The 11,703-nt window shown below is 36.6% G+C and carries 12 protein-coding genes and 1 pseudogene; all 13 read right to left on the reverse strand.

Annotated elements, in window-relative coordinates; all coding sequences use genetic code 11:
* A pseudogene (locus CDOM16190_RS09555) lies at positions 1-274 on the reverse strand (ABC transporter substrate-binding protein); the annotation flags it as partial.
* 63 nt (positions 275-337) lie between these two features.
* A complete protein-coding gene (locus tag CDOM16190_RS09560) occupies positions 338-742 on the reverse strand; it encodes an acyl-CoA thioesterase (protein WP_349304335.1) in 405 nt (134 codons plus the stop codon).
* An 18-nt stretch (positions 743-760) separates the two neighbouring features.
* A complete protein-coding gene (gene ciaB / locus CDOM16190_RS09565; RefSeq protein ID WP_170020467.1) occupies positions 761-2,599 on the reverse strand; it encodes an invasion protein CiaB in 1,839 nt (612 codons plus the stop codon).
* An 88-nt stretch (positions 2,600-2,687) separates the two neighbouring features.
* The gene (locus tag CDOM16190_RS09570; RefSeq protein WP_170020469.1) at positions 2,688-2,990 is read right to left on the reverse strand and encodes a hypothetical protein; all 303 of its coding nucleotides are present in this window, start codon (positions 2,988-2,990) and stop codon (positions 2,688-2,690) included.
* A 79-nt stretch (positions 2,991-3,069) separates the two neighbouring features.
* Positions 3,070-5,514 (reverse strand): molybdopterin-dependent oxidoreductase, encoded by a 2,445-nt coding sequence (locus CDOM16190_RS09575; protein WP_170020471.1) that lies wholly within the window; start codon positions 5,512-5,514, stop codon positions 3,070-3,072.
* Between the two features lie 35 nt (positions 5,515-5,549).
* Complete coding sequence (locus CDOM16190_RS09580) at positions 5,550-6,128, reverse strand: hypothetical protein (protein WP_170020473.1); 579 nt, start codon at positions 6,126-6,128, stop codon at positions 5,550-5,552.
* 119 nt (positions 6,129-6,247) lie between these two features.
* Positions 6,248-7,366 carry a DNA adenine methylase gene (locus tag CDOM16190_RS09585; RefSeq protein WP_170020475.1) on the reverse strand — a complete coding sequence of 373 codons (1,119 nt, stop codon included), beginning with the start codon at positions 7,364-7,366 and terminating at the stop codon, positions 6,248-6,250.
* A gap of 16 nt (positions 7,367-7,382) precedes the next feature.
* A complete protein-coding gene (gene luxS, locus CDOM16190_RS09590) occupies positions 7,383-7,889 on the reverse strand; it encodes an S-ribosylhomocysteine lyase (RefSeq protein ID WP_170020477.1) in 507 nt (168 codons plus the stop codon).
* A 75-nt stretch (positions 7,890-7,964) separates the two neighbouring features.
* Positions 7,965-8,408 carry a hypothetical protein gene (locus CDOM16190_RS09595; RefSeq protein ID WP_170020479.1) on the reverse strand — a complete coding sequence of 148 codons (444 nt, stop codon included), beginning with the start codon at positions 8,406-8,408 and terminating at the stop codon, positions 7,965-7,967.
* A complete protein-coding gene (locus tag CDOM16190_RS09600; RefSeq protein WP_170020481.1) occupies positions 8,395-9,273 on the reverse strand; it encodes a class I SAM-dependent methyltransferase in 879 nt (292 codons plus the stop codon). Before CDOM16190_RS09600 ends, CDOM16190_RS09595 begins: the two co-directional genes overlap by 14 nt.
* 127 nt (positions 9,274-9,400) lie before the next feature.
* Complete coding sequence (fldA, locus tag CDOM16190_RS09605) at positions 9,401-9,892, reverse strand: flavodoxin FldA (RefSeq protein WP_170020483.1); 492 nt, start codon at positions 9,890-9,892, stop codon at positions 9,401-9,403.
* Positions 9,893-9,906: 14 nt separating this feature from the next.
* Complete coding sequence (locus CDOM16190_RS09610; RefSeq protein WP_170020485.1) at positions 9,907-10,632, reverse strand: hypothetical protein; 726 nt, start codon at positions 10,630-10,632, stop codon at positions 9,907-9,909.
* A complete protein-coding gene (locus CDOM16190_RS09615) occupies positions 10,633-10,953 on the reverse strand; it encodes a DUF2325 domain-containing protein (RefSeq protein ID WP_170020487.1) in 321 nt (106 codons plus the stop codon). It abuts the gene before it with no gap.
* Positions 10,954-11,703: the final 750 nt, after the last annotated feature.

Here is an 11,703-nt window from a genome sequence, read left to right on the forward strand (position 1 = left end):
TGCCGTTTAGTGAAGCGGGAATTTGAGCGATAGGCTTATAGATGTGTGCAAACCACTTGTTTTGCCTGATCTTATCGGTAGTTGCTACGATCTTGTCTGCGCCGCCTACCGTTAGGATCATCTGGTTATTTGCGTGCCAAAGAGCGGCGATTTTTGTAGTTACGGCAGGAATTTTTACCTCATTTCCAGCCATATCTTTTACGCTTCTAAATTCGCTTGCATTTAGGCTTAAAAGCCCTAAAATAAGTAGAAAAACTAAGCTTATTTTTTTCATAATATCTCCTTTATATAATTAAAAGAAATATTACAAAAATGCATATTAAAATTAGCTGTAAATTTAAAACCCGTGCAGCCTCTTTAACTCTTCATCAATCGGCTTTTTAACTCCGTCTTTTGTCACGCTTACATAGGTTGCAATCGCGCTTGTTACGTGTATGCACTCGCGAAAGCCGTCTTTATTTAGTCTTTGAGCCGTTACTTCTATCTGCGTTTTTATAGATGTTTTGCCCACTGCAAGAATTTTAGCGTAGCAGCTAACCACATCACCGATAAAAACAGGCTCTTTAAAAATAACCTCTTGCATAGATATCGTCACAACTCTCTCAGGCGCTACCTCACGAGCAGCCGTAGCTCCCGCAAGGTCGATCTGGCTCATTATCCAACCGCCAAATATATTGCCCGCAGAGTTTGTATCCTTCGGAAGCGCAACCAGCTTGATACGCGGCTCACCCATTGAATCTATCATCCACTCTCCTTTTTGTTAGTTTTGTTTTTTGGCTATCTCTTGCCACTTTTGCCATTCGCCGCTATTATCAACCTCATTGCCGATTTTTTGGTACTTGTCGTAGTAAAATTTCACAAATTCTTTCACGGTCTCATCTTTTGGCAGATAGCCTTGTCCGTCACGCTCGCAAAATTTAGCTAAAAACTCGCCCGCTTCAGCTTTTTTAACGTAATGAGTAGCCAAATCCTCGTAGTTTTTCATGCAAATTTCTTTAAATTTCTCGTAGCTTTGCAAGCCAAAATTCACGCTTAATTTCTCATCCTTAAAGCTAAGCGCACCCGCTTTAAAAAGCAAGCTAAGGTGAATTAGTCCTTCGCAATAATACGCCCTAACCTCTTCAACCTCTCTCCAAGCGATAAGTCCTACCGAACGCGCTATAAGCTCGTGAAATACTGGCATCTTATACCCTTCATCCTCATGCAAAAAGAAGTTCACAAGCCCACCAGTAGTAGCCTTATACTCCTCTATAAATTTAAATAGCCCGTCTTCATTCATAATTTTTTCGCTATCTTCGTTTATAAATAAAATATGTCCGAATTCGTGGCCTATAGTTGAAATTTCATAGACCTTTTTCCAGACTTCAGGCTTTGTAAATAGAATTTCTCTACCAAAATTTAAAAACTCTTTATCAAAAATTTCGCTTGAAAGCTTCATAAAAGGCCTTGCTTTTGCGCTTTCATAGACGTGATTTACAAAGGCAAAAATTTTCTTACCGCACTTTTTGCTTACAAACTCATCATTTGGCACGACTTGGGCTGAAAACAGCCCGTTAAGCTCGGCTCCGTAATAAATCATAGGATTTGAGATGTAAAGCTGAGTTTTATTTATATTTGAAAGCACAAGCTCGTGCATTTTAAGGCTGTTTGCTACTACTTGCTTATAAATTTTTTCAAAGCTCTCTTTGATCTCGCGTCTAAATTTCTCCTCGTCAAACTCGCTTACCTCAGCAAGCCTGATGTCCCACTCAAGCGCGACCGCGTGCGTGTAGGCATCCTCGTAGTATTCAAGCGGATGTCCTACTTGAAGCTGCGAGCGCACATCCATCCAAGCTATCTCAGCCTCTTGCCAAGCAGATATCACTTTAGAGTTATCCCTCTCGCAAAAAGCGTCTTTTAGCTTGATAAAATAGTTCACATAGGATTTGTGATCTTCGTGCGAAGCTATTTTTTTAAGGCTTTCTATCATCTTTTCAAGCCTATTTGCCACCTTGCCGACCTCATCTTTAAAAGCCAAAACATAAGGCGCAAATTCATATTTTTCGCCTGATTTTACAACCGCTCCGTAGCTTCTATCGGCCTTCTCTCCGCTTGGCTCGGTCTGAAAAAGCTTGTTTTCATCAATAAATTTCAAAGCCTCGTTAAAATCTTTAAATTTAGCCTCAAATTCTTTATTTGTAGTCTGTAAAATTTGCTTATTCCAAGATATTTGCCAGTCGTTCATCGCAAGCCCTATGTCGTGAACTCCTTTTAGCAGTGTTATATAAAATTCGTCCAAAACGCCCTCTTGCGCGATTTGATCTATCAAATTTGCGTGGCGACTTTCATAAAGATTTTTAACGTATATAAACATCCGATCTTTTACCACTTTTATCTCTTCTTCGCTCTTTTTAAGCTTTTTTAGCTCGTTTTCAAGTGGCTCTTCTTTAAGATCTACAACACGTCTTAAAACGGCTATTTTTTCGCTCTTTGCACCCTCAAATCCAGCTATCTTAAGCCCCTCGCTTAATATCTCGTTATCTTCAAGATTTGTGTAAAGTGCGTTTAGTTCAGCCTTGAAAGCCTTTAAAATTTGTGAAACTCTCACAAAATCATTCATACTTATCCTTTGATTTTTTATTTTAATATTGTAACTTAAATTAATTATGTTTATCAAGTAAGATTTGAATACAAATTAAGATTTTAACCTATTGATAAGATCGCACGGGCTGCATAAGCTCTATTGCTTCTTTTATTGACTGAGTAGCTTTTATGCAAACATTGTCTCTGTCACTTAAAGTATTTATTCTCTCAAGACCCTTATTAAAAGCATCTTTCATCTTTTTAACTTCGGCTTGCTCATGTTTGTTATTTTCAGCTCTGGTGTCTAGTATGTTAAACATCTCGTAGGCTGTTTTCTTATACTCTTCGCAAGGATCATTAGGCTCCGATACGGTCGCAACGCCAAATGCAAAGACTGAAGTTATCATTAGAAATAGAATTTTTTTCATATTTTTCCTTTTAAATTTTGACAATATGATAACATAAAACAGTTTAGAGAGTTTAGCCCAAGAAACCTTGGGCTAAATTTTATAGAGATTGAATAATAATAGGTTTTGAAAATGCTTTTATAGGCTTAATCTCGCCTTTAAATTTCTCAACCTGTGCTAGAGTTGTGTGGGCTGTGTTGCTTTGAGCTAGCTTACTTGTGCCTTTATCACGAGTTAATACGTTTACGCAGCCATGTTGGCAAAGGCTCTTTTCTCCCCATTTTTCAGGATCATACCACGCACCTTCACATATTGCAGCAACCTTTTCTTGAATAAGATCGGTTATAAGCACACCTGCTAAAATTTCACCGCGATCATTAAATACTCTTACAATGTCACCATTGGCAAGACCTCTTTCTTTAGCATCTTTTGGATTCATCAAAATAGGCTCTCTACCGCTAACCTCGGCAAAATTTCTAATAATAGAGTTATTTAGCTGAGAGTGTAAGCGATATCTTGAGTGAGGACTTACTATATGTATCGGATATTTTTTAGTCTTTTCGCTACCGAGCCACTCGAATGGCTCTAGCCAAGTAGCATGTCCAGGGCAGTCATCATAGCCATATTTAGCTACGGCAGGAGAGTAAATTTCAATCTTACCGGATGGTGTTCCAAGGCGATTTTTTACAGGATTTTCTCTAAACGCCGCTAGTCTAGTGTATAGCTCGGTCTCTTTCTTATCTTGCTCAAATCTTACAAAGCCTTTCTCCCAGAACTCTTCAAATTTAGGCATTTGCACATTGAGATTTTTTGCTTGAGTTACCGCATCGTTGTAGAATTCCTTAACCCAATCAAGCTCTGATTTTCCTTCTGTGAATACTTCGCCAACGCCCCATCTTTTACAAATTTGCTCACAAATCCAAAAGTCGCTCTTGCTCTCTCCCATAGGATTAATGATAGGTCTATATGCTACGATATATTCGCCGTTTGGAGCGGTTTGGTTAATGTCGTTTCTCTCAACTTCGATAGCCACAGGGAAAACTATGTCAGACAATCTTGCCGTACTTGTCCAATAAGGCTCTGCAGTGATAACTGTTTCAAATTTTTTCCATTGTTTAACGATATTATTTACATCTTGGTGACGTGTAAACATCGAACCTGATGCATTATAAGCTACTCTCATATGTGGAAGTTTTATCTTTTTACCGTTATGATCTATCTCTTTGCCTGGATTTTCAAGTGCTTCGATAGAGCGTGATGAAGGAATAGTTACGTTTTTAAATTTTTTCCAAGGAGAGTCTGGCGTCTCATATTTTTCACTTATTCTTGTGCTAAGACCCTTTAAAACCGGAGCTATCTTATCTCCGGCACCGCCTGAGTTATATCCTAAACTAAACTCGAACCCAAGACCCTCCTTACCGATATGTCCTAGCATAGCACTTAGAGTAACTAAAGCCCAGAAAATTTGCTCTCCGTGGTCTGCTCTTTGAAGTGCGCGACCTATCAAAATGGTAGTAGGCTCTTTTGCTAGTTTTTCTGCAAATTTAGCGATGTATTCAGGTTGAACACCACAAATTTTACTAGCCCACTTAACATCTTTAACAATCTTATCCTCCACACCAAGCAAATAGTCTTTAAATTTATTAAATCCAACCGTATATTTTTTAATAAACTCAGCATCATAAAGATGATTTTCATATAAGTGGTGGCACATTCCAAGCACCATTGCGGTATCGGTATTTGGCACAACTATTATAGGTTCAGAGCCTAAATAGCGAGCAGTATCGTTAACCATTACGTTTACACTATAAGTTTTTATGCCTGATTTTTTAAGATCTATGATACCAGGATAGTTAGAGTGAAGTGGAGGAATAGAACCTATTTGATTTGTAACTATCGGATCAGTACCCCAAAATACTACGTTTTTAGCATTTTTAACAACGGCTTTCCACTTGGTTGGTGTATCATAAACCGAACCGCTTCCTAATACATAAGGCATTATAGTAAGACCAGCTCCTGTCGAATAATCATCAGTCTCCTCAACATATCCGCCAAGAATTTTTAACATTCTGTGAGCTACGGTTCTACCCCAGCCTACTTTACCGCTACCACCCCACCAGTAGCACTCGCCGTAAATACTTTCAGGGCCGTATTTATCAAAATTTTCTTTTAAAGCTTTAGCGGCAAGATCAAGCGCTACATCCCAGCTAACTCTTACAAATTCCTCATTGCCTCTTAATTCGCTTTTTGCAGGACCTTTGGCCTTTAGATAGCTTTTTCTTACCATCGGATAAAGAACTCTGTTTTCGTTTTGAATCACATCCGGCAGCGAATAATTCATAGTATTTGGAAATTTATCACCTTCAAAATCACTTACAGAAACGATCTGCTCTGAATTTATATTGGCCCAAAAAGTTCCAAATCTATTTGCTCCAAAAACTTTCTTATTGTCAAAAATAGTTTTTGTAACACCATCAATCCTACTAGCGCTCAAAGAGCTAGCTCCAAGAATAGCTGAGGTCTTTATAAAATCTCGTCTTTTCATATTCTCCCCTTTTCTAAATATTGGTCTTTTTAATTTTAATAACTTTCTTTAGCGTTATGCTGCAAATATTTTGTGATTAAATTTAAACTATTTTCATCTATTGCAGTATAACCAGCATCAATCATGCCTTGCAAACTTGCAGGCCACTGATTAGCTGTAAAATCATTAGGCTGATGCAGTCTGTGACAGGCAGAACAGCTCTCTTCGTATATTTTTTTTGCTTGGTCGTACAAGGCCTCCTCATCGGCTGTTATAAGCTTTGAATCAACCTCATAAACTCCACTTGCCTCATGCCAAATTTCACCATAATCATCTTCTAATTTCTTATTAAAAACAAAATTACCGTCAACATCTTCATTAAAAACAACAAAAACTTCAGCATTTGGAATGCTTCTTTGGATTCTCTCTTTATAATTATCCGCAACTACTCCTTGTATTTTTATCTTAGTTAGAGATTGCCCTTTTTCTACAATTTCAACAGGAGTTAAAACCTCTATTTTTCCTATGTCTTTGCCGTTTAAAAAAATTGCGGTTGTTTGAGATATAAAATCTCCCGCAAACATCGAACTAAAAGCTGTAGCGGTAATCATCAAAGATATAAGTTTATTTTTCATAAAATTTCCTTAAAAAATAAAGTTAATGAAATTTTATTAAAATTGAACTTAAAATTACATTGATATATTTAGTAGTTTTATAATTTATTGAATATATATGAAAAAGATAAATTACTAAATTATTTTTTAAGTATATAAAGAAGTTCGTTTACATGCAAATTTCTACTGTTTAGATTTCTGCTTCCACGAAATGTATTATATTTTTTTTCTTTTAGCTCCACTTTACCAAATTTTTTAAGGTTTTTGTCAAAGCTCTCTTTTGAGATAAACCCTTCCGAGTTAAAAGAAATTAGCACAAATTTAGCCTTCAGCTTGCCAATGAGATCAAAAAACGCTTCGGCAGTGTTTGCTCTTTGATTATAAACGGAGCGATTCCAATCTTTAGCTATGCCTGAAACTTTTGAAATTTCACTTGGACGCTCGTATTTGGCAATCAAATTCAGCATGAAGTAGTTTGAGCCGTAAGGGTGCTGGTTATAAGGAGGATCAAGATATGCCAAATCGATCTTGCCAATCTCGCCTGCTAGTAAATTTGCGTCCTTTTGCATAACTTCAAATTCGACGTTGAAGTTTGAAAAAACAGGCATTTTAAGCTCGATAGGAGCTAGAATTCTTTTTAACGCGTTTCTTCCTTCGCCGCCAAACTGCCCTATTTTGTCTTTATTTTTATAAAAGCCCTTAAAAACGCCGCTTGTATTTGCATGCACGCTAGCAGAGTGCAGAAGCGGGGCTAGGAAAAACGGTCTTATCTCTTCATCCAAAAGCTCAATGCCAGCTCTTGCGGTATCGATATAACGCGCATTATAAGGTGTATAAAAAACCCTATCGTTTAGAGTGATGTTTGCCTCATCTTTTGGCGAGTAAAGCTCAGTTATAAAACCACTTTTAAGCTCGTTTTTTATCTCTTTTTTTAGTTTTGCTAGGCTAGTTTTAAGCTCAGCCTTAAGCTCGGGTGTCAAATTTGCAAGGTAGCATTCGTTGGTAATTTTGGAGTACAGCTCAAGATCGTTTGCAACGATAAAATTTGCATGTCGCTTTAAAAATCTAGCCACAATTCCAGAGCCCGAAAAGACATCCGCACAACTTAACTTATCTTGCCCCAACTCGCTTTTAGCGTGCAATACCCCCTGCTCTATAAAGCCAAGCAAGGAGCGCTTATTGCCAAGATAGGTTAAAATTTGCTCGGCTAGAAAAGCCTTATTTTCGCTTGGAATTTCAGGCTTTACATCGCTAATCATCTGCGTCAAATTTAACTCACAATCCCATAGCTTTTAGATCAAGTCTTATCTCGTCGTTGTTAATGATGCCAAGTCCGCTTTTTAAAATTTTATTTGCTATTGCATGCGCCTCTTCAAGCGAATGCATCTTGTAAGTGCCGCACTGATACTCGTTAAGCTCCGGAATTTCGCTTTGTTTTTTTACATTTAAGACATCGCTCATTGATTTAAGCCAAGCTTGCTTTACGGCTTCTTCGCTAGGAGTTCCTATCAAACTCATATAAAACCCCGTTCTGCAACCCATCGGCGATATATCGATGATCTCAACTCCGTTGCCGTTAAGGTGATCTCTCATAAAGCCCGCAAACAAATGCTCAAGAGTGTGAATTCCTTTTTCGGGCAAAATTTCCTCATTAGGCTTGCAAAATCTAAGATCAAAAACGCTTATATCATCGCCTTTTGGGGTTTTCATCGTTTTAGCAAGACGAACTCCAGGCGCGTTCATCTTTAAGTGATCTACGCAAAAACTATCAAGCAATGGCATCATATCTCCTTTTTTCGTGAGATTGTAGCGAAAATTTGATAAAACCTCAAAGACAAAACTGCTGATATCAGAGAATTATTTAACCTTGAAAAATTTTGAAGGAATTAAATTTAATATAAAAATATATATAAAACTTAATCCAGCCGAGAATGCATAGCTAATATTTTGGTAAAACTCGTTTGGCGCAGGAACTAATTTTAATAAATATATATTAGTTACTAGATAAATACCTATGAGAAATAATGAAAACAACGCAAGAGAGAAAAATGAAAATTTTTTAAAAAATGTAAAAAATTTAATAAAGATATAAGATGCCAAAAGATAAAAAACAGTTTGAAGAGACTCGGTTTCTTTGTTTTGACCTGATGAATTAAAATCTATTTTAGCATCCATAAAAGCGACTATAACTATAGCCCAGCAAGACAAAAATCCCATTAATATGGCCCATCTTATAGGGTTTTGCTCTGAAAAATCTTTCAAATTTAGTAACATAAGCAAAAAACAACTATTTTTTATCACTATGCCATATAGCAATCGAACCCGGATTAAACGGATCTTGCGAAAATCCGATCTCCAATACCGCACCATCCACCTCTATTATTTTGTTTTTAGAAGCTTGTTTTAACATATCGGTAAAATTAACATTCCAACCTTGCTGCACTATGAATTCCATATGTTTTTGACTTAAAGGGCCTGTTAGATGCATCTGAAAACCAAATGGTTCAAGATGTACGCATCTAACTTGTTTGGCAGAATTTGCCACAACCTCAAACCAATTATCTGAAATTTGTGACACCTGCTCAATAGAGTGGCAGGTAAATATAAATGCTCGCTCTCCAAAATCAATATCTAGTCTTGGTTCGAGATGGTTAAAATGAAAAAATTTAGCATTCATATTTGGAGTTGCTTTAGCCAATTTGTTAGCAAGATCTACACCGCTTTTTGTAAATTCTCCGCCAAAATATGGGGTATCGATAGGTCCACCTCTATAAAATATCTCAAACAAATTTCTTCCATATCCACATCCAAGTTCGATAATGGAATCGTAAGGCCCCGTCTCGTCAAAAATATCTATAAGCATATCAACAAAATTAAAATTTGCATAAAATGGTATTACAATCTCATTGCCCCTCATGGAGCTTAGTCGCATTATGGGAATATTAATCGATTCAGATATCGCATTTGTGGGATCTCCTTTAATCTTTTCCCATGATATTACTTCGCCATCTGTTATTGATATACGATATTTACGTTCTTTCTTTTCAAGCTCTTTAATGGCTTGGTAGCCATTCATTCCACGGCTTAAACACTCACTCATAAACTCTGCTCTTACTTTCCAGGCTTTTTCATAAAATTTTTGCCACTCTACATTCTGAAATGCCATCATTACTCCAACTGTAAAAATTTAAAAAATATTTTAACTACAAAAGGCTTAAAATTTAGTGGTTTTTATAGTAGATTGATACAAGATTTATTTTAAAAAGTTTTCCCCAAAAGACAGGGGAAATAAATCATGCGAAATTTGGTTTTATCTGCTCTATCCAAGCGAGAATTCTCGGCTCTGTTTGATCGCTTTCATTGTCCGCATCAAGGGCAAGTCCTACGAATTTGCCGTCACGCACAGAATCAGAACTATCAAAGCTATATCCGTCTGTTGATACGCTACCTACGACTTTTCCGCCTTGTTTTACGACGTGATCGTAAAGCTTGCCCATAGCATTACAAAACTCGTCGCTGTAGCTCTCGCTATCGCCCATTCCAAATACTGCAACAGTTTTGCCGCTAAGCTCAAGACCTTCGAAATCAAACGCATCCCAATCATCTTGTAAATCGCCGCTTCCCCATGTGGAAGTGCCAAGGATCAGCTTATCAAAGCTGTTTATCTTGTCTGCATCACAATCGCTTACATTCAAAAGCTCGTTTTCAAGCCCTAAATTTTCAGACAAAAATTTTGCCGCCTCTTCAGTATTTCCCATACTGCTTCCAAAAATTATTCCTATCATAAACTTTCCTTAAATTAAAATACGTTATGAACGATGGTGTAAGGAACGAGCTTAAGCCTAGCCTCACCGCCATAGTTTCCGCAACAAGTATTAACCTCTATGTGTTTTAAGAAGTTTGTGTTGCGCGGAAAAACAACAAACATCCTATCAAATCCGTTCTCGTCAAGAGCCTTAAAAGCCCTTGCGATTTCGTAATTTGCCAGATGAAACCTATCTTTTGAAATCTCTTTAAAGCTAGGCAAAACTCCAAAAATTTTTCTGCCGTTATGCTCCACAAAGATTATGCCGTCTTGAAAATAAACATTTTTATCAAGATGTTTTTTACGGATTTTATCATAAACAAACTGAGAAAACATTATATCCGCATCAAAACAAATTCCGTTTTGTGATTTAAGTAGCATGAGCAGCTTTGCGGCAGGGTGTTTAGGAGTGCCTGCGATAACGGGAATTTCATCTAAATTTCCATTTTTAAAAGCATGGATTATAGTATTTGAAGCCACACAAAAGCTAGTTGGCTTTTTAAAGCTTTGATGTTTAAATTTGCATAACTCATCAACTCTTTTTAAAAAGATATTTTGCAAGCTAAGTCCGAATTTATAATAATTCTTAGGGATTTTTAGCTCATCTTCTACGCATGAATTATACAAATTTATAAAAATTTTTGCTTTTTTTACCCTATCAAGCTTTGAAAAAATATTTGGAGTTATTTCTCCAATATCTAATAAAAAGCCGAATTTCATTTAGCAATCTTTTGATTTGCATTTAAATTCCTTGTCTAGCCCAAAGACCTTGCAGTATTCGCAAAATACGCAACTAACGCTTCTTTTTGCGCATACTATCGGGATATTTCGTTTTTTGGCTTGAGTTTTTATTGTCTTCATTGTGTTGTGATTTAAAAAGCTCGTTAGCATCACTACGCATTTAGTATCTTGAGGGATTGGTTTGCGATTTACTCTGTTTTCGTTTCTTGCGTCCCAATGCTCTATCTTCTCAGCTCCCAAATCTCTTAAAACCGCTTTTATCGGCGTTATCTCGTCGGCTCCGATTACTAAAACTGACATTATGAACTCCTAGCTTTTGTTTATCTTGATAGTGATTATTATAAACTATGTTTGCTAAATTATTTCTTAGTTCTGATATCTATTATCAGTTTAGTGTAAATTAGTGTAAATTTGTAACTTTTATTAAAGACAGTAAAAATTATATTTAATCACTTTATTTTTACTTTTTGATTCATTAAATTTGTATTGTTTGCTTGATGGTTATGCAAATTTAGTAGTTTTGTTTTATTAAATTGAATGGTATTTGCATTTGCAAAGTGAGAAATAATGCGAGAATATCTGCTGCTGCTTTTATAGCAGTCGGTGAAAACGCTCTCGCAAAGGTTGTTTTTTAGGAAGTATTCATTTGAGAGTTTATCCTTGCCGTCAAAATAATCCCGCCACCACAGAGCTACACCACAATCTAAGTCAAACTCGCGAACGAGTGTGGACAGAAGGGCTTTAATCTCAATAGACTATACTCATCGCATTTACGCCATAGAACTCCTCGGCGCTGTAACGCAGCATTTTTAGCGTGTCGTCATAAAGCTTGCCATTTACATAGTAAAGCCCGTTTTCTCAGTCGCTTTTGGCTGAAATTCGTATTTTAGCTCTAATGCTTACGCATCGATCGCCACAAGCGGAAGCAAGAATAGAAATTTTAGGTTTTTCATAGTTTTCCTATTTTATTTATTTTAGGAAATTTTAAAATTTGAAACTAAATTTAAGATGAAGTTCATACTGCTGGTTTTTGTTTCTTAATAATTAATT

This window comes from Campylobacter sp. RM16190, from assembly GCF_012978835.1.
Classification (GTDB): domain Bacteria; phylum Campylobacterota; class Campylobacteria; order Campylobacterales; family Campylobacteraceae; genus Campylobacter_A.